Consider the following 23,822-nt stretch of genomic DNA (forward strand, 5'->3'; position numbering starts at 1 on the left):
CTTTTATTCAAATAACTTTCTACATTACTAGATAAATATTGATATAGCAACATATACCAATAGTAAGGCCATTACTATATTAAATTGGTTTTTGTATTTTGAAAGAAATTTCTGAAAAACAGAACCGAACATTCCCCAACAAAAAGTACTTAAAAAACCTATAAATCCTAGAAATATTGAATAGAGAGTAATACTAATAGTTGATGATTGAAAAGGAAGAATAAACGTTGCTACTACAGTTAAACCGTATAATATCCCCTTTGGATTGATAAATTGTAGAAGCATTCCTGTAGTAAAGCTATTATTTTTTTTATCACCTTCAGAATTACTATCTTTACTCGTTATAATTTTCACAGCAAGATAAATCATATAAACAGCGCCAATCACTGACATGGCAAGTTCAATTTTGGGAATATAGTTTTTTAAAAGCAAATTAAAATAACTGCATAACATCATAATGATAAAAAAACCTGTACCAACACTAAAATGTACCCTATAAGATGGACACTTAAAAAAAGTCCTCCTTATGGGGTACTTTTATTTATAATGAAAGAAATAGTTAATGGGGCGGATGAAAATGTCGAAAATATTATTTACAGATCAAGAACAGAAATTATTGATGAAACATCCTTATGTAAAAGCTGTTAGTGAAAAAGCAATTACTTACACTGATGAATTTAAAGCATTAGCTATTAAAGAGTATGAAGAAGGAAAATTTCCACGTCAAATATTTGAAGATGCAGGATTTGATATTGAAATCGTTGGGACTGAACGAGCGAGTTCATCTTTAAAGAGATGGCGTAAAGCTTATAAAGAAAATGGTGTAGCTGGGCTTGAAGACACTCGAAAATACCATTCTGGACGACCACTTGAACGTGAATTAAGTTTAGAAGAAAAATATGCACGATTAGAAGCACAAAACGCCTTATTACGTGCAGAAAATGAACTGCTAAAAAAGATCGATCTAGCAGAAAGGATGTTGGTGAAGAAAAGGAAAAACTAACAGCTGAACAGAAATTTGAATTGATCCAATTGGTCATTAAAAAATATAACTTAAAGCGGATGGTGAGCTATCTTTGTGAACTAGTTGGTGTCTCTCGATCAGGTTATTATCGTTATTTTTCAGAAGAAGCACAACTTAATAGACAGGCTCGTGATGAGGCAGACGAAAAAGTAAAGAAAATCATTTTAAAAGCTTATAATTTTCGTCGTCGTAAGAAAGGCGCACGTCAAATCAAGATGACCTTAGAAAATCAGTATCAAATTACATATAACCTAAAACGAATTCGTCGTATCATGAAAAATTCCAAATCATTTGCCCAATTCGAAAAGCAAACCCATATCGAAGAATGGCAAAAGCAACAAAAGAACATAGAACTTTACCGAACCTATTAAACCGCGAATTTAAGCAAGGAACCGCTAGAAAAGTATTATTAACAGACATTACATATTTAAGTTATGGAAAAGGAAAACGTGCCTACTTGTCCACTATAAAAGATGCCGAAACCAATGAAATCTTAGCATATGAGACATCAGATAAAATCACACTAGATATTGCGTTAAATACATTAAAGAAGTTGAAAAAGACTGGGATAAAGCTGGCCGAAGGCGCATTCATTCACTCAGATCAAGGGTTCCACTATACCAACCCCCAATTTCAAAAGATGGTAAAGAAAATGGGACTAGGGCAATCTATGTCACGTCGTGGAAACTGTTGGGATAATGCCCCACAAGAATCGTTCTTTGGACATTTTAAAGATGAAACGGATTTTAAAACGTGTGAATCATTAGAAGAAGTAAAAAGAGAGGTTCAGAGTTATATGACATATTACAATCATTACCGAGGTCAATGGAACTTAAAAAAGATGACACCTGCACAATACAGTCATCATCTTCTTCAAGTTGCCTAGTCTTTTTTTAAATGTCCTTTACAAAGGGTACACTTTACACCTAAGCAAAAACGAATGGTCTTTTTCAGTCCATAATTATGTGCAAATACCATCGCCATTATATTATTGGGACCAGGAGTAAAGCTGGCTACAAAAACATATAGTAAAAACGACATGATCGGCATTTCCTTCCCACCTTTCAAGAGGTATGTTATAATGACTAAAAAAGTCAATATAACGACTTTCTAATTTATTGTATATGAACATCATTATAATGTACAGAAAATTCGGAGGTAACTATGGAAGAAATTCATCAAATACTTGCTAAAAATTTAAAAGGAATAAGGGAAAGGAAAAAATTAAGCTTAGAAAAAGTATCCGAACTTACTGGAGTAAGTAAAACCATGATCGGTCAAATAGAAAGAGGTGAATCAAGTCCTACACTTACAACGATATGGAAAATCGCAAATGGGTTAAAAACATCTTTTACCTCATTAATTAATGAACCACAACCTCAGGCAAAAGTTGTTTTTCGTCATGAAATTCAACCATTAATCGAAGATAATGGCAAATATAAAGTATACCCTTATTTTCCTTTCCAAGAAAATAGGAGATTTGAAATATATACAGTAGAAATCGAAGAAAATGGGTTCCTACAAGCTGAAGCACATCCAGAAGGAACAGAGGAATTTATTACTGTTTATGATGGAATACTAACTTTATATGTAAATGATTTAATATATACAATAAAAACTGGGGATTCTATTCGTTTCAAAGCTGATAGGGCACATACATATCAAAATACTGGTGATTCAATAACACGTCTTAGCATGACTATATATTATCCCTCCTAGGAGCAATCAAAAAACGTCTAGCAATTTTTTAGTTTGCTCCTTGTTTTCCTTGTCCCAAAATGGGTTATTGATCCCATTAATAATTAATATTTTATTTTTCCTCGTTACTAATCATAAAAGATCTATTTTCAAATTTTTAAATATTACTATTCTTAGGTCTTAAAAATGCTGATTGATTTATAAATCTGGACAAATCCATTTGAGGATATTCCCTTTGAACGATTTCATATGGTTCTTGAATAATCTCTTCAAGTATTTGAACACTTTTTTTGGGAGGTTCTAGTAGTATAGAAGATAATCATTTTGCACTATCCTTTGGTGTGATTTTCATAGCCTCTAATGAATATCTTTGCCATTTAAAAGCAGGATGGTGGACATAATGCCGATTTAATCCAAACAACACGCCCATCACATTTGAATGTACCGATACAATAACTTGATGAAGCATCAACCAATCTTCACGTGCAAGTAATGCCTCACGATTATTCCATCGATTCCCCATATGTAAGTAATGCTTAATCATGGCTTTACTCAGCTCATTTGGATAATGTGTCACCTTCTTTTTAAGTTCATTTATCACGTTATTACCAAATAGAACATGACCGTTCTGAACAGTTGCTACAAGACATTGTTTAGCTAATTCAATATCAAAATTTTTGATTACATCATTAATGATTCTTTTAACTGTAGAGGTTAAAAAGTTACTAATTTCCAATTTTACTCCTCTAGTAATATAAGTTTCTGACCATTCTTCCTCTTCATATGGGTAAAATTCAATGATACTACCATTTGTAACCTTTATAGGGGATAATCGATCTTCATCCAAGGGAGCTTCCTTCCAAAAAATAAATAACTCTATGTCCGAATATTCATCATCCCAATTACGCGAAACGGAGCCTCCAAGTAATACAGCATCTACTTTTTTATTTTTGCTATAAATTTTTGATAAATCAGACGCCAATAATTTTAAATTCAAAGTTTCTCACCCTTTTGTTCGTTTCTTTCCTATATAATTGTTTTAAATTGAAAACCATAAATAATCATATAACACCTATATTTTTTTGATCTTTAAGTACGATCATACCATTTTCATTTTGTAAGCGGTATAAGGCAATATAAAACATATAAATTTTTATTATTTACTTCTACTCTTTCAATAAGAGTAAATAAAAAAGCAAAACTTAAAAAATAAGCTTTGCTTTTCTTACGTTTACACTAATAGTAACTTTTTAATTAGACTAAATGACATGCAACAAAATGATTGCTCTGCACCTCTCGATATTCCGGTATCTTTTGTGCACAAATATCTGTAGCCAAAGGACATCTTGTTCGAAATTTACATCCAGATGGTGGATTGACCGGACTAGGTATATCTCCTTTTAATATAATCCGCTCACGCTTGATGGTTGGATCCGGTATAGGAACAGCGGAAAGTAGTGCCTTCGTATATGGATGTAAAGGATGATCAAACAACTCTTCTTTTGTTGAAAATTCAACGATGTTCCCTAAATACATAATCGCAATCTTTGTACATAAGTGCTCTACTACACTTAAATCATGCGAAATAAATAAGTATGATAACCCATGTTCACGTTGTAAATCACTAAATAGATTAATGATTTGAGCTTGAATAGAAACATCAAGTGCAGCAACAGGTTCATCCATCACAATAAATTCAGGGTTTAATGCCATTGCTCGAGCAATGACAATTCTCTGTCTCTGACCGCCAGAAAATTCATGCGGATAACGGTCAATATGATATGAAGAAAGGCCACATTTCTCTAGAACTTCTAATACCTTCGTTCTTACTTCTTTTTTAGATACTAATCCATGCTCAATCATTGCTTCACCAATTGCGTCACCTACGCGAAGGCGGGGATTCAAAGAGCTGAAAGGATCTTGAAAAACAAGCTGTGTCTGTGTCCGAAGCTCTCTCAATTCTTTTTTTGATAACGCAAAAACATCCCTACCCTTAAATGAAACTTCACCATCTGTTTTATCATGAAGTCTTAAAATCGTTTTTCCAATGGTTGATTTACCGCTTCCGGATTCACCGACAAGACCGAAAACATCTCCTTTTTCGATTGTAAAGCTAACATCGTCAACAGCTTTTACCGAATCTCCAAATTTTTTAAACATTCCTTTGGATACAGGGAAATATTTTTTTAAATTTTTCACTTCTAATAATGCTTCACCCATTTGTGACACCTTCCTCGAAAAGCCAACAAGCAACATGATGTTCGTCTGATACTGTTGAGAATGACGGTTGTTTGATGCGACAATGATCCATGGCATATTCACAACGATCTGCAAAATAACAGGATTCCTTTAGATCAACGAGATTAGGGACTTGACCTGCAATCGTATAAAGACGATCTTTCCTCTCTCCTATAACTGGTTTTGCTTTTAATAAGCCTTTTGTATAAGGGTGTTGGGGGTTGGAAAACAACTCCAGAACAGGACCTTCCTCCACAACCTTTCCAGCATACATGACGACTACATAATCAGCCATTTCAGCAACAACTCCAAGGTCATGGGTAATCAATAAAATTGATGTATTTAAATTCTTCTTAATCTCTCTTAAAATATCTAAAATCTGTGCTTGGATAGTTACATCCAATGCTGTTGTTGGTTCATCTGCAATAATTAATTTAGGATCACAGCTTATCGCAAGTGCAATCATAATCCTTTGAAGCATTCCACCGCTTAATTCATGTGGATATTGATTTATAATCTTCTCAGCATTTGGAATTCCCATCATCGTGATAAGCTCCATTGCTTTTTTATATGCATCCTTTTTACTTAGTAATAAATGTTCTTGAAGCGGTTCTATCATTTGCTCTCCTATGGTAAAAACAGGATTTAAAGATGTCATTGGTTCTTGAAAAATCATGCCAATATCATTTCCACGTAAACGCCGAATATCTTTTTTATTTAAATTCAAAAGATTTTTTCCAGAGAAATATACCTCTCCGCCATCTATCTTCCCATTTTCCGGAATAAGCTGCATTAATGATAATGCTGTAATACTCTTGCCACACCCTGATTCACCAACAATACAAACCGTTTGACCCTTATGTATCGAAAAGCTAACATCATTCACTGCTTTTACAACACCATTTTCTGTGTAAAAATTAGTTTGTAAATGATTTACCTCTAATAGCACCTCGCCCATTATACTATCCCTACCTTCTCATTTTCGGATCAAGAGCATCCCTCAGTCCGTCTCCAAGTAAATTTATCGATACGACCGTTAGAAAAATAACTGTTCCAGGTGGAATCCATAGCCATGGTCGTTTTCTAAAATCCATGAAATTATTCGCTGCATCCATCATATTTCCCCAAGATGGTGTCGGTGGAACAACTCCAAGTCCAAGGAAGCTTAATGCAGATTCACTTAATATCGCCCCTGCAACATTTAATGTTGCAACAACTAGTAAAAGTGGCACTGTATTCGGAATTAAATGATGTAAAATTTTTCGCTTATCACTTAAGCCTAGTACTTCCGTTGCCATCATAAATGACTGTTCCTTCAGAGACAAAATTTGCCCGCGAACTAAACGTGCAAGACCTGGCCAACCAACAAAACTAAGCATAATCATTATGATATAAAGACGATATTCAGATGGAACCTTCCACTCAGATAAAATGGCAGCAAGAATTAGGAGTAGCGGTAAACCTGGAATAGACATTAAAATATCTGCTAAGCGCATAATTACCATATCAACTATCCCACGATAGTAGCCAGATATTGCACCAAGTAATGATCCGATAACAATCGATAAAAACATGGAAGCTAAACCAATCGTCAAAGAGATTTGTCCTGCCATCATCAAACGAGTCAATACATCCCGTCCATAATTGTCCGTACCTAGCCAATGGGCACTACTTGGAGGCTGATTAATATCCGCAACATTTGTCCGATCAAGAATATAAGGTGAAAAATGTGGGCCAATAAAACTTACTAAAAACATAAATATTAAAAAGAATAAGCTGCACATCGCCCATTTATTTTTTTTCAACCGACGGTATGTTTGCTTCCACAAGGAAGGAGATTTCACTACACGTTCTGTTATGGGTTTCTTTATTAATGAGGTTTCTGATTGCAATTGACTTCCCTCCTTATTTTAATCTGATTCTAGGATCAACCGCCGCATAGGTGATATCAGCCAAGAAATTCCCAATGATCGTTAAACTTGATAGAAATAATGTAAATGCCATCAACACAGGATAATCTCGAAAACTTACAGACTCTAATTGAATTCTTCCAACACCAGGCCAATTGAATATTTGTTCCATAATAATTGCTCCGGAAAAAAGTCCTGGCAGTTCAAATGCTAGTAATGTAATAGCTGGAAGAATTGCATTTTTTAGCGCATGTTTAAAAATCACCGTACGTTCCTTCAATCCTTTCGCACGTGCAGTACGTATAAAATCTTGTCGAATAACCTCAAGCATTCCAGTACGAAAATATCTTGTTAACGATCCAACACTAAGAAGGGTAAGAATAATTACCGGTAGTATCATATGTTTACCTACTTCAAGAATATAAGCAAATCCTGTACTATGACTTCCTGTATCAATCATTCCACCGATTGGTAATATTTGTAGATCTACACCAAACCATTTTATGAACAAAAGACTTATAAAAAAAGATGGAAAGGACATCGCTGCAAAAACCAAAAATGTAACACATCCATCAAACCATGAATATTGCTTGATTGCCGAAAAAACTCCTGTTAGAAGTGCAATAGTCCAAGTTAAAAATAAAGCGATAATAGCTACGATGAATGAATTCCAAACATACTTATTTAACAGGGATATGACATTTTCCTGATGTTTTAAAGAATAGCCAAAATCACCATGTAGTGCATTTCCGAGCCAAGTAAAATATCTTTGTAAAATCGGTTGATCTAGTCCATATAATGCCTTCAATTCCTGGGCTCTTTCTGGAGATAAATTAATATTGGAATCAATATAATCACCCGGAAGCATCGCGAACAGGAAGAAAATAATAAACGAGGTTCCAAATAAAATGATGATCATCTGTAAAAATCTATGTAAAATATACCTCTTCATCTTCTATCCCCCATAGAATAAGTTAGTTTAAAAAGTAGGCTGTTTTCGTATAGCTTGTTGCTATTGTAAAAGCCAAACTGCCGGATTTTACTTCCAATAAAGGATTCTAGCGGTTCTAATGGAGATTGCTGCTCTTTCTCAGTAAAATGATACGTGTTGCGTTCCTCAGTCGATAGTTAATCGTTATAACTTTACTTAAATAGCAACAATGTGTGAGAAAAGAGCCAAAAAGTAATGGGGCTGCTCCCTTTGCAAATATCTTGGAGAAAACGTCATTTTCACTAAAATAATATTGCAAAGGGTCAGATCCCATATTTGACAACCCATTATATTCATTATTTTTTAATCGATATATTTGGCAAACTAGAGCTTATACCAGTGTAATTATCTGGATTTAAACCTTCAATTTGACCACTAATCGCTTTAGCACTTTGGCGGTAATGAACAAGAATGAAGGCAGGGTCTTTCCCCAACTCTTTATAAAGCTCATGATAAATCTCTTTTCGTTTCTCAATATCCAAGGTTGATAAGCCTTTTTGAATCAATTCATCTACCTTCGGATTTGAATAACCCGCTGAATTATTTGGATGATTTGTTGCTAATTCTTCAACGGGATCACTTGGATCGAGAATTTGTGAAGTTGAAACCGTTGCAAGGTCATAATCTTTATCAGATAACTTTGAAACTAATGCATTAAAGTCCATAATTTCCGGCTCAAATTTAATTCCAATATCTTGATAGTTTTCCTTTGCAATTGGTATGACTGGATCATCCGCCTTTGATGTTAAGTAATGTATAATTAGTTTTTTTCCATCTTTTTCACGAATACCATTTAATCCTACTTTCCATCCAGCTTTTTCTAATAAATCTTTTGCCTTATCCGCATTAAACTCGTATTTATTTACTCCCTCATCATTGTATGCCCATGAGACCGGAGAAACTGGAATATTTGCTACCTGACCGAAGCCTTTGAATTTTACATCAACAATTTTTTGGCGATCCAAACCATAAATTAGTGCTTGCCTCACTTCCTTGTCTTTGAACTGTGGACGTGTATTGTTGATATAAATAAATCCGAAGTCATTCACAGGTCCGGTTTGGATTGAAGCGAATCCTAAGCTTTTTAATTGTTCCACTGTATCTTCATCTGCTGAGAAACCAGCATAGTCAAGTTCTCCTGTTTCAAACAACTGCAAAGAGGTGGTTGAATCAATAATTTTATAGATTAAATGCTTTGTTTTCGGTTTACCAGCATAATAGTTTTCATTAGCTTCATAACGAATCTCTTGACCAGGTACATATTTTTCAAATTTATAAGGCCCTGCACCCATTGGTTTAGAATAAAGATCTTTTAAATAATCAAGTTTGCCATATTGATAGTCTTTCCCGTAGTATGCTTTTGATAATATCTGTCCTCCAAGTAGTAGCAAGGATTTCGCATTTACTTTTTCGGTTGTAATTTCAATTGTGGTTGGATCAATTACTTTAATCCCTTCGATTGATTTAGCTTTCCCCTCCTTGTAATCCTTCCCACCTTTTATTGCAGCTAACGATATATCCTGATATCCGGCATAAGCTGGATCATGTAAAAGTGTTAATGTAAAAGCAACATCATCTGCTGTTAGCGGGGTTCCGTCGCTAAATTTCAAATTCTTTCTTAGATGAAATGTGTAGGTTAACTGATCATCTGATACATCCCAATTCTCAGCTAAAATGCCAACTGGCTTCCCTTCCTCATCTAAATTCACTAAAGGAGCAAAAATTGGATCAGTTGCATTTCCGTCCCAACCATTCTCATAAAAGTAAGGAAGGAACACCCCTCCTGGAGCTGAAATACCTGCAATAAATGTATCTTTTCTCGCTTTTGTCTTGTCAGGTAATGCTGATAGATCGGTAGCTTCATATTTTTTACTTTCAGTACTTACTACACCTGCAGCATTATCTACTTTCTTACTTTTTGATTCCGATGTTTCCTTACTGCTTGAGCTATTCAATGCACATGCGGAAAGTACCATCCCTAGTAATATTATACTGATAAAACTGATAATTCCCCTTTTCAATCTAATCACCCCTGTTTACTTGGTTTTAAACCTATCAGAATCCATTTGATTTAAACTGTTATGTATAATCATTCCTTTTAAAACCAACCAATCCGATAGGTTTTTACAAAATTAAATTGTACATACGAACTGCTCATATGTCAATTAGTATTTTTCTAAAAAATACTATTTTTGAAAAATATATAAGGAATACAGCTTGACCACTAGGTTGTTCGTTACTTGTCATACTATATCTATTTAAATCTTCTGATTGCAAAACTATTAAAAACAAAAGAAACAACCCAATCGAAACCATTATCGATGGGTTGTTTCTTTTTATATTAGACTCTATACTCAAATATGTTTGCAGTTTTAACAAATAACTATCGGCTAAAGATCGTTACACCTTTCATTTCACTTAGAAATGATCTACAAACTTCATAAGAATCGTAGAATCTTTTATAGGTGTAAAAGCCTTCAGTTGCGCTTTTTTTAAAGCAACAAGTATACGAAAGCATTAAATATTAATGATTAACTTCAGTTGACTCAACCTTTGTTTCTAATGCAGAAGAAAATCCATTTAACATATAGGCCATATGAACGATACCATCCTCAAAATCCTTTATGCGAATAGATTCATTTGGTGCATGTGCCTTTGATCCAACCCAACCAACACCTGTACTAACTATTGGTAGCTTTAAGTGCTCACCGAAGATATACATTGGCCCTGTTCCTGCAGCATTTGGAGAAAGGATTACATCATTTTCATAAACTTCCTTTGCCGATTCTAGAACATGGTCAATAAATGGGTGGTTATAGTTGGAACGGTAGGCTTTTTGTCCGTTTATCATTTGTACTTCAATATCATTAAATCCATGCTTTTCTAAGTGTTTTTTCACACTTAATAAAATATGATTTGGATCCTGACCAGGTACCAAACGACAATCCAGCTTCGCTTTCGCTATTTTTGGTAAGACTGTTTTAGCTCCTTCCCCAGTATAGCCACTGTCTAATCCACATATAGTCATTGTAGGATGAAATACCATTGCTGTTCTAGGATCGATCCCTTTTGCCTTCGTTATAAGTGGACGTTTTAATCCATATAAGTCAATTACAGCTTCTTCATTAAAAGGCAGTTCTGAAACAACTTTTTTCTCTTCCTCTGTAGGTTCTATAATCCCATCATAGAAACCTTCAACTAATATATCATTTTGTTCGTTCTTCATTGTAGCTAAAGCCTGAACTAGTCTCCAAGCAGCATTGTCGACATAGGCACCTACTGAAGAATGCATATCAATATCTGCCCCAACACATGTCAATTCGAGATACGCCATTCCTTTAATTCCTGCTACCATACTGATACGTTCCTTTTCGTCCTTGCCACCAAATTCCCAAATACAGGCATCTGCTTGAAATAGTTCTTGATATTTTTCAAGATAAGGTGCTAAATTGGGGCTACCAATCTCCTCTTCACCTTCGATTAGAAATTTCACATTGCAAGGTAAGCCACCATCTTGATTTTGTAATAGTTTAATTGCTGTTAAACGGGCCATTAAATCCCCTTTATTGTCAGAGGCACCTCTGGCAAATAATTTCCCATCAATAATCGTTGGTTCAAAAGGTTCAGTATCCCATTCTTCAAGTGGTTCTGGTGGCTGGACATCGTAATGATTATAAAACAACAGGGTTTTCGTTGAGTCGCCATTTTCCCCTGCTGCAAAATAACCATAAATGACAGGATTCCCTCCTAGCTCATCTAATACTATGGTTTCCCCATTGATATCCTCAATCTGTTTAACTACATATGCCACCGTTTCAGGAATAGCCTTGCTTTGTGCAGAAACAGTTTGTAGGCTTAAATATTTCTGTAAATTTGTTACAGCATCGGTCATATACTCCTTCACCGATTCTTTATAACGTTTCAAATCCTGTTGCCCCATATCCTTTTCTCTCCTTCCATAATAGATTAACTATTTATTTCGGCATTCGAAGGAAAAACCCTTTAAAATTTAATAAATTTTATTTATAAGAATATGAGAATAGTACCTATCAACTGTTTGATGACAAGTGAAGGATAAGGATAATATTATGTTATTAAAAAATTTATTTCTTCATCATTTCTTTTACAAGCACTTTATTTCGCTCTTTAAATAATTCATTATGCGAAGAGACCATTCCAAATTTATTCGCTTCAGGCTGAATAAACTGTTTCGCCTTGTTAACTGCATTTGCAGCATCTTGGAATGCACCAGCTATTAGATGAACCTTGCCATCGTGCATAAGTATATCCCCAGCCCCATATAAACCCTCTACTGATGATTCACTCATTGCATTTCCAGAAATATAATAATTATCAACCAGTTCAATATGTAAATCACTATTTTCAAGTAATGTTGCATCACGCTGATAGCCATGATTAATAATGACTTCATCTACAGATAACTTCGAAATCTCACCTGTTTCATGATTCTCAAGTTCGACTCCTTCAATAACTTCATGATTACGACTAGCTATTAGTTTTTTTATTGTTGTATTTAAATAACAAACTGCACAACTGTTTAATAACTGTGTAGCTTGTGCTTCATGACCCGCCAGGTTATTCTTTCTGTATGTCAAATAAACATTTTTAGCAACGGACTCCAATTCATTTGCCCAATCAATAGCAGAATTTCCACCGCCTGAAATAAGGACATTTTTATCTTTAAATTGTTTTAGTGACTTAACCGTATAATGTAAATTAGATACCTCAAACCTCTCTGCCCCATCTATTTCAAGCTTTTGCGGATTTAATATTCCACTACCAATAGCAACGATAATTGTTTTTGAATAATGCTTTTCTCCACTTGAACCTTCTAAAACAAATATCCCCTCTTCATTCCTTGAAATGGACTCAACTTTTTCTTTTAAAACGACGGTTGGATTAAAAGTTAATCCTTGAGCAACTAGTTGTTCAATTAATTTTTCCCCTGGAATAGGAGTTTGGCCGCCTACATCCCATATCATTTTCTCTGGATATACATGCAGCTTTCCACCAAGGTATGGTTGAAATTCAATAATTTTTGTTTTCATTTCTCTTAATCCACTATAGAATGCCGAATATAATCCTGCCGGCCCTCCACCAATGATTGTTACATCAAATAAATCCTGCCGTTCCATATTTGAACACTCCTCAGCAATGAATTCATCAAAATTATTTATCTTATATCCTCAATTTCATTTTCACTAAATCTAGTGTAACTGATAACGATTATCAATTTCAATCGTTTTTTTCTCATTTATAGAAACTTTTTTTATCTTCCGCAACCCCTACCTTCCGCAAAAATGATCATTTATAAGTGATTAGGTTAAGTTTGAAATAGATAAAAAAAGTGATTGACAATAAAAATAATACACTCTATAGTTATTGATGAAAATGAGAATCATTATCATACATATTTATCATTTACACTTTCGAAAGGAGGTTTTTAACATGGGACGCCTTTTTACAAATAATTTAAACATTGGATATGGTGAACAAATCATCGTTAATGATCTCAGTGTCAGCATTCCTGATAAACAAATTACAACGATTATCGGTTCAAATGGATGTGGGAAATCTACCCTCTTAAAAGCGATTACTCGAATAATCAATCATCATTCTGGAAACGTTCTTTTGGATGGGAAAGATATTCTTAAAGAAAATACGAAAGCTTTAGCTAAAAAAATGGCGATTCTTCCACAGTCACCAGAAAGTGCAAGTGGATTAACTGTTGGTGAACTTGTTTCATATGGTCGTTTCCCCTATCAAAAGGGTTTCGGTCGTTTAACAAAAAAAGATCTTGAAGTTATAGATTGGGCACTAGATGTAACAGGTACCTTTGATTATAAATTTCGCCCTGTCGACGCATTGTCTGGTGGTCAACGTCAACGTGTATGGATTGCGATGGCTCTCGCACAAGAGACCGATATCATCTTTCTTGATGAACCTACTACATATTTAGATATGGCCCATCAACTTGAAGTTTTAGAGCTTCTACAAACACTAAATATTGAACAGCAACGAACCATTATTATGGTGTTGCATGATCTAAACCAAGCAGCCCGTTTTGCAGATTATTTGATCGCGATGAAAGACGGCAAAATTGTAAAAGCTGGTAATTGTGAGGAAGTCATGAATCATCAAGTATTGAAGAAAGTTTTTCAAATTGATGCTGAAATTGGCAGAGATCCACGGACAAACAAACCAATGTGTATTACTTATAACCTTCTAAAAGGAGAAAATAAACATGAAGAAAATTCTATTCCCTCTCATTTTGCTCTTAGTGCTCATAGTTAGTGCATGCAGTAATGGGACAACCGAAAAAGATAAAGGCAATGCTACGAAAGAAAAAGAACAAAAAACAATAACCTATCAATCTGAAAATGGTCCTATAAAAGTACCTGCCCATCCAAAACGTGTAGTTTTATTATCAGGATTTACAGGTAATGTCTTATCATTAGGTGTGAATGTTGTAGGTGCTGATACTTGGTCAAAAAACAGCCCTGCTTTTAAAGACCAATTAAAAGATGCCCAAGAGGTTTCTGAAGATAATATAGAAAAAATTATTGAATTAAAACCAGACCTCATTATCGGATTATCGACGACAAAAAATCTTGATAAACTGAAGAAAATAGCTCCAACAGTTACTTATACTTGGGGAAAAGTGGATTATTTAACCCAACATATCGAAATTGGTAAACTATTAAACAAAGAAAAAGAAGCAAAAGATTGGGTAGAAGATTTCCAAAAACGTGCTCAAGCTGCCGGAGATGAAATCCGTGCAAAGATAGGTGAAAATGCCACTGTATCCGTTATAGAGAGTTTTGGAAAAGAACTGTACGTTTACGGTGATAACTGGGCTCGCGGAACAGAAATATTATATCAATCAATGAAGCTAAAAATGCCTGAAAAAGTAAAAGAAAAAGCCTTAAAGTCAGGTTATTATACTTTATCTACAGAAGTTCTTCCAGAATATGCAGGTGATTATGTGATTTTAAGTAAATATTCTGATGCCGATGACTCATTCCAAAAAACAGAATCCTATAAAAATATTCCTGCTGTCAAAAACAACCATGTCTTTGAAATGGAAGGAAATGGCGCTTCTTTTAATGATCCAATTACATTAGAAAAGCAGCTTAAATTTTTTGAGGAATCATTTTTAGGTAAGACTCTTTTCTAAAACTTTTGTTTACTTCAATGCAATTATTAATGCGAAGTAGCCTTAGGTAAATAAATTTGAAAAGGAGTTGTCCATATTAAATTAGGGCAACTCCTTCTTTTCCATTGGCTCTTTTCGTATATGACATAATGCATGACTATTTAAACTACTGGTACTTACCTACTTTTCTACTTAGTAGTGAAAAAAATTGGTATAAATCCTAATAGGAATGCTACGAAATTGCACAGGTAGTCAGAAAATTGCTTTTATATTCTATGTATGAAAGATGGGAAAATAATGAAAAAAAAGACTAAAAACTCCATCCCCTTCGTATTTAAGCTTTTCATTGGAATTGTTGTTCTTATCGGGATGTTTGTAGTTGCCATGATATTTGGTGCAGCGGAAACAACCTTAAAAGATGTTTGGCTGGCTCTTACCTCAAATAGAAAAAGTGACACTATTTTAATGCTACGTGAAATACGTTTCCCTCGGGAAATTGCTGCGATTATTGTAGGTGCTGCCCTTTCAGTTTCAGGTGCTATCATGCAGGGCTTAACAAGGAACCCATTAGCCGACCCCGGTTTACTAGGTTTATCTGCTGGAGCCAATGCAGCTCTTGCACTCACCCTTGCCTTTATTCCATCTGCTAATTATATTTGGATTACCATTAGCTGCTTTATTGGGGCAGCAATTGGAACTGGCATGGTGTTTGGGCTAGGTGCACTTCAAAAAGGAGGCTTCTCCCCTCTTCGAATTGTTTTAGCTGGAGCAGCAGTCTCTACGTTTTTATATGCTGTCGCTGATGGAATTGGCATTTTTTTTAAGCTATCTAAAAATGTATCCATGTGGACCTCTGGAGGTGTTATTGGAACGTCATGGGAGCAGCTTAGACTAATGATTCCTATAATTATCATTGGTATCATAATTTCACTATTGCTATCAAGGCAACTAACGATTTTAAGTTTAAATGAAGAAGTAGCAGTTGGATTAGGACAAAAAACGATCCAAATAAAGACTATTCTATTTTTTGTCGTTATCTTACTTGCAGGAACATCTGTAGCACTCGTTGGAAATATGGCTTTTATCGGTCTAATGATCCCTCATATCGTCCGGGCGTTAGTGGGTACTGATTATCGCTATATCATACCATCCAGTGCAATTGTCGGTGGCATCTTTATGCTTTTTGCCGATACTCTCGGCCGTACAATCAATGCCCCTTACGAAACACCTGTCGCAGCTATAGTTGCAGCAGTAGGCTTACCTTTCTTCTTAATTATTATTCGTAAAGGAGGTAAGATGTTCTCATGATTCATCCAGCATTGGTTAAAAAACAGCGAATCATCTTATGCATTTTACTAGTGTTAATTATAATGACAATTGTACTCGGGATGGGGATTGGTGATGCCAGCTTGTCCTATGATCGTCTCCTTCCAACCTTATTTGGAAAAGGGTCATTTACTGAGGAATTCGTTTTGTTTTCCATTCGTCTTCCCAGAATTATTATTACTTTTTTGGCAGGAATTGCACTCGCCCTATCCGGAGCCATTTTACAAGGAATTACCCGCAATGATTTAGCTGATCCAGGTATTATTGGAATTAACTCCGGTGCCGGTGTAGCAATTTCTATCTTCTTTTTATTTTTTCCAATAGAAGTCGGATCGTTTGTATATATGTTGCCGCTTCTAGCTTTTGCAGGTGCATTAGTCACGGCGATTCTTATTTATATATTCTCGTATCAAAAAAACATTGGATTGCAACCGGTTAGATTAGTTTTAGTTGGGATTGGCTTTTCCATGGCACTATCAGGAGTGATGATTCTCCTAATTTCATCCGCTGAGCGCGAAAAAGTTGATTTCATCTCTAAGTGGTTAGTGGGAAATATATGGGGCGATGATTGGCCATTCATTTGGGCATTCCTTCCTTGGTTACTTATTCTCATCCCATACACCTTATTCAAGGCTAATCGATTAAACATTTTGAGTTTAAGTGAACCAGTAGCGATTGGAGTTGGAGTATCCCTTGAAAAAGAAAGGATCTCCCTTTTATTAACAGCTGTGGCACTTGCAGCATCTGCTGTTTCAGTTACGGGGGGCATTTCATTTATTGGATTAATGGCACCACATATAGCTAAATCTTTAGTCGGTCCACGTAATCAATTATTCATACCTGTAGCCATTATGATTGGCGGTTGGCTTTTATTAGTTGCTGACACGATTGGTAGAAATATTATTGACCCTAGTGGAATTCCAGCTGGGATCATGGTCGCCTTAATTGGTGCACCTTATTTTATGTATTTGTTATTAAAAAAACAAGCATAAGGTCACTGCCGACCAAAATTTCTATATAAAAACCGCTAATTGCGCACTCATTCAATCAACAATTAGCGGTTTTTTACTTTATTTTTTATTTTCACTTTTTATAGGTAGGGATCATCAATCCCCTTCCTATTATTAAGAAAAGATAGGTAAACTTGCAAATACACTTTTATTAAATAATAAAAACAAAATAGGCTAAAAATGCGATACTTAAAATATAGATTAGCGGATGTACTGCTTTCCACTTTCCTAAAGCAATCATTGTAATTGGGTATAAAATAAACCCAAGTGCAATACCTGTTGCGACACTTGAAGTAAGGGGCATCATAATAATTGTTACAAATGCTGGGAATGTAATCTCAATTTTATTCCAATTAATATGTTTGATTTCTGCTGCCATCAATGCGCCTACAATGATTAAAGCTGGTGCCGTTACCTCAGGTGTTATAATAGATAATAACGGAGAAAAAAATAAGGCAATAACGAAACAACCAGAAATGATAATGGAAGTAAAGCCTGTTCGACCACCTGCACCAATTCCAGCACTTGATTCTACCATTGATGCTGTTGTCGAAGTACCTAAAATAGAACCGACAACAATGGAAGTTGAATCAGCAAGAAGCGCTCTTCCGATATTAGGAATTTTATTATCCTTAATCAAACCAGCTTGACTTGCTATCGCAATCAATGCTCCGGCAGTATCAAAAAAGGCAACAAATAGGAATGTAAATATTACCGCTAATACATCTGGAGTAAACACTTGATCCAAGTGGTGGAACACTACACCAAATGTTGGTGACATACTCGGTATTGCTCCAATAATATGGGTTGGTTTATCAATCACATTCCATATTATCCCGATGATTGTTGTTATGACCATTCCATAAAAGATTGCTCCCCCAATTCGTCTAACCATCATCATAACCGTGATGACAAAACCAATAATAGCTAAAATAGTTGTTGGCTTAGAAAGATCCCCTATTGATACAACTGTATCAGAATTCGCGACGATTAAACCCGCATTTTTTAAACCGACGAATGCAACGAAAAAGCCAATCCCACCTGAAATTGCATACTTCAAATCTTCTGGAATAATATTAATAATCATTTCTCGAATTTTAAACAAGCTTAATAATATAAAGAGAATTCCTGCAATGAATACACCTGTTAATGTTGTTTGCCATGGAATCCCCATCCCTATACAAACTGAGAATGTAAAAAATGAGTTTAGCCCCATACTTGGTGCAATTCCTATTGGAAAATTGGCTAAAAGACCAATTAATAATGATCCAATAATTGCTGATACAGCCGTTGCAGTAAATACTGCGCCCTGATCCATCCCAGACTGACTTAGTATCATAGGATTTACTACTAAAATATAGGCCATAGATAAAAATGTAGTAATTCCCGCAAGCGTTTCCTGCTTATATGAGGTTCTACGTTGAGTAAATTGAAAAAAATCTTTCACTATATGTCCTCCCATTCTTTAGAACAAACCAAATGGACTACTCTTCTACCAACTAGAATAGCCTCAATTTCAAAAATATAGTATGAATAGTTCTAATAAAGTAATTAAAACTAGGTATAATAAAACGCCTTGATCCACTCCAACAAACAATTTGCGAGGCAATCAAACTATTTGCTTCATTTGTATAAGATTACACAATCTTTGAAGGGTCAGGTGCTTTAGATGGATGGATACAACTTTAAATATGTAATAGTCGATATTCGCATCCTTAATAAATAGAATCCTAAATATCAAAAAAAGCCTCCACCACTGTGGAAGCTGCCATAATATTATGCAAGAAGAAATTGATTGAATAAATGAATGCATTTATCAAAAAACTCCTTGTAGTCAAGCTATTTACGGCAGCTTGGTAGAAACAATCAGGCCTTATTCCTGATCATATACAAGACATGTTGTATATTATACTATAAGTATTATCCATTACAATAGCTCGACAAAAAGCGTAATTAATCTAATAATTGCACCTTTTCAGGGTCTTATAATATATTGATATAATGATAACTTCTAATTTTCTTATCTATCACTAAATGGTTTATTCATTTTATATAAATCTGTATAATCATAATCGAGTTTTCTGAAGAAATAAATAAGAATACGCTACTATTAATAATTTGGGATATGTTAAAAGGAAAGGAACATTCGGATGGATCAAAGACATTTATATATTATTCAACGATTAAATAAATCAGATCTTCCAGTGAGTGGAACTATCTTATCAAATGAATTGAATGTTTCTTCACGATCGATTCGAACATTTATTAAACAAATTAATGAACAACTAAATAAAGACATAGCACAGATTGTATCATTGCCAGGAAGTGGTTATCAACTGAATATTTTTAACTTTATAGACTTCTCTAAGTGGATGGAGGAGGAAAATAGAAAAACTGAACAAGTTTATGAAATCAATAGACAACGATGGATTATGGAATATCTGTGTTATGAATATGATTATTTAAAAATTGATCAGGCATCTCAAGAATTATATGTCAGTCGATCTACCATTTCTCAAGATATTAAAGAGCTTAAATTGATATTGAAAACCTATCATATCACTCTCGAATCAAGACCAAATTATGGAATCTATTTAAGTGGTGAGGAATATAATATTCGCCGTTGTATGCTTCAAGTATTTCCTAATATGGGATTTAGTCAATCATGGAGCCAATTAATAAAAGACATATCGAACACATATAACATTTTACTGCGACCAGAAGCCATCCACTCAATTTTGCAGTATATTCAGATCGCTCAAGCGCGGAATACGAAAGGAAAATGGTTAAAAGAGCTCCCTATAAATATAGAGTTCCTTCAAGAAGAAATAGAATATCAAATAAGTGAAGAACTTAGTAGACATTTAAGCGGAAATGGCCTATCACTCTCAGGACTGGATTCAGCTTTTCTCGCTCTACTGTTTATTAAATACAGAGTAACGAGCATTGAAAACGATCGGTTACCAAAACATGATCATTCACTTTATACCTTAACTGTAGAGATCGTCAGTTTCTTAGAGAAGGAATTTGATTTAGATATTAATCAGGACTGGAGAAATCGCTTTATTCGTCATCTACTCCCTGGTTTAAAACGAGCTAAATACGGAATATCCATTCAAAACGAATTACTTCAGGAGATCAAGAAGCAATATTCACTAGCATTTGATTTAGCATTAAAAGCAATGCTTTTAATTAAAAAGAAATTCGGATTTGACCTTTCAGAAGATGACGGAGGTTATCTTGCTTTGCATTTTCAAGATGCAAAAACGCAACAGCCTTTCAGTAAATTATCAGTTGCAATAGTGTGTGCATCAGGTATTGGTTCTGCACAAATTTTAAAAAGAAAGATTGAAACTATTTTTAATAATGAAATTGAAATAATCGGTGTCTTTGACATGAATGAATTACAGAGCAAAATAAAACAAGCATGTCATTTAATTTTATCAACAATACCTATTCTGGAGGAGATCTGCTATCCTGTAATAACTGTCAACCCTCTCCTACCAGATCAGGATCAAAAGAAAATAAAAGCATTTATTCAACAAAATAATCATTCTTTATTAAGACCTAATTTGTTTTTCCGAAATGTGGAAATTGAATCAGATATTGAATTAATTACTTTTTTAGCACAGTCGATTATTCAGCAAGGTTATGCACCAGATGAATTTTTACCACTAACAATAAAAAGGGAAAAAATCTCTTCTACTGCTTTTGGCGGAATGATTGCATTGCCACATCCCTTTAATCCCTGTGGTTATGAAAATGTAATTGCTATTGCTCTTCTAAAAAAACCGATACTATGGGGCGAAACAAAGGAAAAAGTCCAAGCAGTTTTTCTACTATCATTAAAAAAAGACAATGAACAGGAAATACAAGATTTGTATGACCGTTTACTTCTTATTATGGATCAACCTTCACTGCAAACACAAATAAACAAGCAAGAATCATTTACAGATTTTGTTGAATTTTGGAATAAGCTAAACACTTTCCATACACCTCCTTCCGCTACATAGCGGAAGAATATCAAACTGTAGTTTTCTAAAGCGTTTTCATATAATAAAAGTGTGCTAGAGAAGGGAATGACAGTGGTGAATATAATCTTATGTTGTTCATCTGGAATGTCTACAAGTATTTTATCTAAGCGAACTAAGCTTGCTGCCGATCAACAATCCATTTCTTTACATATTGAAGCAGTGGACAGTACATTAGTTGAACGTAAACTTGAACAGGCAGAACTTATTTTATTAGGACCTCATTTAAAATATAAATTAGAGATTCTTCGAAACTTAGCTCCCCTATCTACAAGGATAGAAATGATTGATAAGGCGATATATCAATCATTTGATGGTAATCAACTATTGAAATTTATTTTATCGCTAGATTTAAAAACAAAAAAAGAAATAGAAAAATCAACAAAAGAAGAAAGCGAGGAAAAAGGATGGACGAATCAATCGCCTTTCAAATCATACTTTACGCCGGAAATGCTCGAAGCACTGCGATGGAAGCGTTAGGCTTAGCACGTCAAAAAAACTTTCAATTAGCAAAGGAAAAAATCGAAGAAAGTAATCAGGAATTATTAAAAGCTCATAAATTTCAAACAGAGTTAATTCAATCTGAAGCTCGTGGAGAACTTCAAGGTCAAATTTCAATTCTGCTAATTCATGCTCAGGATCATTTGATGAATGCGATGACAGTAAGAGATTTAGCTAATGAATTAATCGATCTACGACAAGAATTAGAATCAAAGGAGAGTAAATAAAATGAAAAATATTATGTTATGTTGTGCAGCAGGTATGTCTACTAGTCTACTAGTAACAAAGATGGAAAAGGCAGCAAAGGAACAGAATATAGCGGCGAAAATTTGGGCTGTACCCGTGGAAGAAGCAAAAAAAGAGATTAATCAAGCAGATGTTTTATTAATGGGTCCTCAAATTCGTTATCTTTTTTCTGATATGAAAGCGTTAGCAAATCAAAACGGAATAGAGGCAGAAGTGATTAATCCGATGCATTACGGCATGTGTGATGGTGAGTCTGTGCTTAGTCAGGCTTTACAACTAATATCCAATGGTTAATGAGAGGAGGAAACATCGTCACTGGCGGTGGTCGATATGAATAAATTAATGAACTTCTTAGAACGCTATATTACACCATTTGCTGCAAAAGTCGGCAATCAACGTCATTTAATTTCGATTCGTGATGGGATCATTATGGCCATGCCATTAATCATTGTCGGTTCTTTATTTTTAATAATTGCTAATCTACCCATACATGGATACACCGAATTTATGGCACATTTATTTGGAACAAGTTGGCAGGAAAAATTAACTTATCCAGTTGGGGCTACTTTTGATATTTTAGGGCTTGTCATTAGTTTTGGAATTGCATATAGATTAGCTGAAAGATATAAGGTGGAACCAGTTTCAGCAGGGATTATTTCACTAGCTGCATTCGTTCTAACAACACCACATCAAACATTATTTACGAATTCCACTGGAAAAACAGAAATAATTAGTGGTGTGTTACCTATTAATCTATTAGGTAGTCAAGGGATATTTATCGCAATGATTTTCGCCTTATTATCAACAGAAATATATCGAATAATTATTCAAAAGAATATTACTATAAAGATGCCTTCTTCGGTACCTCCTGCAGTTGCTAAATCTTTTTCAGCTCTAGTTCCTGCTTTTACAGTTATTGTTCTAGTATGGATTATTCGATTAATTGTTGGTATGACACCATGGGAAGATATTCCTAACATGATCTCTACATGGATTGGAATGCCGCTTAAACATCTTGGTGGTAGTCTTGGCGGAACATTAGTTATAGTCTTTTGTATATCTTTATTATGGATGATTGGGTTGCACGGCGACAATATTGTTGGCGCGGTAATGAGTTCAATATGGTTGGCCCTAATGGATGAGAATCGCATTGCTTTTCAGGATGGGAAGCCCCTTCCCCATGTTATTACCCAACAATTTTTCGATAACTTTCTTAATCTTGGAGGCACAGGAGCAACATTAGCAATTGTTCTCCTTATGCTTATAGTCGCTAAAAGTAAACAAATGAAGCAGCTCGGTAAATTATCTATTGGTGCTAGTGTGTTTAATATTAGTGAACCAACCGTATTTGGAACACCGATTGTTTTGAATCCTTTTTTTATGATTCCATTTATCTTAACACCGCTTGTTCTAACAATCATTAACTATGTGACGATGTCACTCGGTCTTGTTGCAGCTCCAAGTGGTGTCGCAGTACCTTGGACAATGCCAATCGTATTAAGTGGATTTTTAGCTACAGGACATTTATCCGGCGCGATTATTCAAATTATTGATTTATTAGTCGCCATGTTCATTTACTATCCATTCTTCCGTATGTGGGACAAGCAGCGATTACGGGAAGAAACAAAGGCAGAACAAAAAGACAAAGTAAGTGCGTTATCATAATTAAA

General features: G+C 34.7%; 19 protein-coding genes, 3 pseudogenes and 1 riboswitch. Of the genes and pseudogenes, 11 read left to right on the top strand and 11 right to left on the bottom strand.

Annotated features, from left to right (window positions below; translation table 11 throughout):
* Positions 1-27 precede the first annotated feature (27 nt).
* Positions 28-456 (bottom strand): LysE family transporter, encoded by a 429-nt coding sequence (locus I5818_RS13685; protein ID WP_209391759.1) that lies wholly within the window; start codon positions 454-456, stop codon positions 28-30.
* A gap of 121 nt (positions 457-577) precedes the next feature.
* Between I5818_RS13685 and I5818_RS13690 the strand changes: the two are divergent.
* Positions 578-1,910: pseudogene (locus I5818_RS13690) on the top strand (IS3 family transposase).
* 35 nt (positions 1,911-1,945) lie between these two features.
* Here the strand turns inward: I5818_RS13690 and I5818_RS13695 are convergent.
* Positions 1,946-2,074 (bottom strand): annotated as a pseudogene (locus tag I5818_RS13695) (lysine transporter LysE); the annotation flags it as partial.
* A 114-nt stretch (positions 2,075-2,188) separates the two neighbouring features.
* Here I5818_RS13695 and I5818_RS13700 point away from each other — a divergent pair.
* Positions 2,189-2,743, top strand: coding sequence for a helix-turn-helix domain-containing protein (locus I5818_RS13700; RefSeq protein WP_078111486.1), 555 nt, complete (start codon positions 2,189-2,191; stop codon positions 2,741-2,743).
* A gap of 136 nt (positions 2,744-2,879) precedes the next feature.
* On the opposite strand, the pseudogene I5818_RS13705 reads toward I5818_RS13700, so the two are convergent.
* From I5818_RS13705 to I5818_RS13740, 8 genes and pseudogenes are all read right to left on the bottom strand, one after another.
* Positions 2,880-3,719: pseudogene (locus tag I5818_RS13705) on the bottom strand (DUF4037 domain-containing protein).
* 257 nt (positions 3,720-3,976) lie between these two features.
* On the bottom strand, positions 3,977-4,942 hold the full coding sequence (locus I5818_RS13710; RefSeq protein ID WP_078110817.1) for an ABC transporter ATP-binding protein: 966 nt from the start codon (positions 4,940-4,942) through the stop codon (positions 3,977-3,979).
* On the bottom strand, positions 4,935-5,918 hold the full coding sequence (locus I5818_RS13715; RefSeq protein ID WP_058005386.1) for an ABC transporter ATP-binding protein: 984 nt from the start codon (positions 5,916-5,918) through the stop codon (positions 4,935-4,937). The genes I5818_RS13710 and I5818_RS13715 overlap by 8 nt, the downstream gene beginning before the upstream one ends.
* 10 nt (positions 5,919-5,928) lie before the next feature.
* Positions 5,929-6,819, bottom strand: coding sequence for an oligopeptide ABC transporter permease (opp4C, locus tag I5818_RS13720; RefSeq protein ID WP_390883616.1), 891 nt, complete (start codon positions 6,817-6,819; stop codon positions 5,929-5,931).
* Positions 6,820-6,865: 46 nt separating this feature from the next.
* Positions 6,866-7,822, bottom strand: coding sequence for an ABC transporter permease (locus tag I5818_RS13725; RefSeq protein ID WP_078110818.1), 957 nt, complete (start codon positions 7,820-7,822; stop codon positions 6,866-6,868).
* A 335-nt stretch (positions 7,823-8,157) separates the two neighbouring features.
* Entirely contained in the window at positions 8,158-9,837 is a 1,680-nt protein-coding gene (locus tag I5818_RS13730) for an ABC transporter substrate-binding protein (RefSeq protein WP_078110819.1), read from the bottom strand.
* 548 nt (positions 9,838-10,385) lie between these two features.
* Positions 10,386-11,753, bottom strand: coding sequence for a M20/M25/M40 family metallo-hydrolase (locus tag I5818_RS13735; protein ID WP_390883615.1), 1,368 nt, complete (start codon positions 11,751-11,753; stop codon positions 10,386-10,388).
* A gap of 211 nt (positions 11,754-11,964) precedes the next feature.
* A complete protein-coding gene (locus I5818_RS13740; protein ID WP_071975808.1) occupies positions 11,965-13,017 on the bottom strand; it encodes an NAD(P)/FAD-dependent oxidoreductase in 1,053 nt (350 codons plus the stop codon).
* A 313-nt stretch (positions 13,018-13,330) separates the two neighbouring features.
* Here I5818_RS13740 and I5818_RS13745 point away from each other — a divergent pair, with 313 nt between their 5' ends.
* The 4 genes from I5818_RS13745 to I5818_RS13760 all read left to right on the top strand — a co-directional run bounded on the left by I5818_RS13745 (position 13,331) and on the right by I5818_RS13760 (position 17,356).
* The gene (locus tag I5818_RS13745) at positions 13,331-14,176 is read left to right on the top strand and encodes an ABC transporter ATP-binding protein (RefSeq protein ID WP_078111044.1); all 846 of its coding nucleotides are present in this window, start codon (positions 13,331-13,333) and stop codon (positions 14,174-14,176) included.
* Positions 14,127-15,059, top strand: coding sequence for an iron-hydroxamate ABC transporter substrate-binding protein (locus I5818_RS13750; RefSeq protein ID WP_058005392.1), 933 nt, complete (start codon positions 14,127-14,129; stop codon positions 15,057-15,059). Before I5818_RS13745 ends, I5818_RS13750 begins: the two co-directional genes overlap by 50 nt.
* 276 nt (positions 15,060-15,335) lie before the next feature.
* Entirely contained in the window at positions 15,336-16,346 is a 1,011-nt protein-coding gene (locus tag I5818_RS13755; RefSeq protein ID WP_078111045.1) for a FecCD family ABC transporter permease, read from the top strand.
* Positions 16,343-17,356, top strand: coding sequence for a FecCD family ABC transporter permease (locus I5818_RS13760; protein WP_078111046.1), 1,014 nt, complete (start codon positions 16,343-16,345; stop codon positions 17,354-17,356). Before I5818_RS13755 ends, I5818_RS13760 begins: the two co-directional genes overlap by 4 nt.
* Positions 17,357-17,525: 169 nt before the next feature.
* Here I5818_RS13760 and I5818_RS13765 read toward each other — a convergent pair whose 3' ends face one another.
* Positions 17,526-18,821: an NCS2 family permease gene (locus I5818_RS13765; protein WP_139358202.1), complete on the bottom strand. Its 1,296-nt coding sequence runs from the start codon at positions 18,819-18,821 to the stop codon at positions 17,526-17,528.
* 364 nt (positions 18,822-19,185) lie between these two features.
* Positions 19,186-19,287: riboswitch (purine riboswitch) on the bottom strand.
* A gap of 237 nt (positions 19,288-19,524) precedes the next feature.
* Between I5818_RS13765 and I5818_RS13770 the strand changes: the two genes are divergently transcribed.
* The 5 genes from I5818_RS13770 (at position 19,525) to celB (ending at position 23,817) form a co-directional block, all read left to right on the top strand.
* Positions 19,525-21,387 (top strand): BglG family transcription antiterminator, encoded by a 1,863-nt coding sequence (locus tag I5818_RS13770; protein ID WP_078109883.1) that lies wholly within the window; start codon positions 19,525-19,527, stop codon positions 21,385-21,387.
* A 72-nt stretch (positions 21,388-21,459) separates the two neighbouring features.
* Positions 21,460-21,885 carry a PTS sugar transporter subunit IIB gene (locus I5818_RS13775; RefSeq protein WP_071975804.1) on the top strand — a complete coding sequence of 142 codons (426 nt, stop codon included), beginning with the start codon at positions 21,460-21,462 and terminating at the stop codon, positions 21,883-21,885.
* On the top strand, positions 21,873-22,133 hold the full coding sequence (locus I5818_RS13780) for a PTS lactose/cellobiose transporter subunit IIA (protein WP_313902918.1): 261 nt from the start codon (positions 21,873-21,875) through the stop codon (positions 22,131-22,133). Before I5818_RS13775 ends, I5818_RS13780 begins: the two co-directional genes overlap by 13 nt.
* Position 22,134: 1 nt before the next feature.
* Positions 22,135-22,446 (top strand): PTS sugar transporter subunit IIB, encoded by a 312-nt coding sequence (locus I5818_RS13785; RefSeq protein ID WP_078109880.1) that lies wholly within the window; start codon positions 22,135-22,137, stop codon positions 22,444-22,446.
* Between the two features lie 36 nt (positions 22,447-22,482).
* Positions 22,483-23,817, top strand: a complete 1,335-nt coding sequence (celB, locus tag I5818_RS13790; RefSeq protein ID WP_078109879.1) for a PTS cellobiose transporter subunit IIC — start codon at positions 22,483-22,485, stop codon at positions 23,815-23,817.
* The last annotated feature ends 5 nt before the right edge of the window (positions 23,818-23,822 follow it).

The sequence above is a fragment of the Heyndrickxia oleronia genome, assembly GCF_017809215.1.
In the GTDB taxonomy this organism is placed as follows: domain Bacteria; phylum Bacillota; class Bacilli; order Bacillales; family Bacillaceae_C; genus Heyndrickxia; species Heyndrickxia oleronia.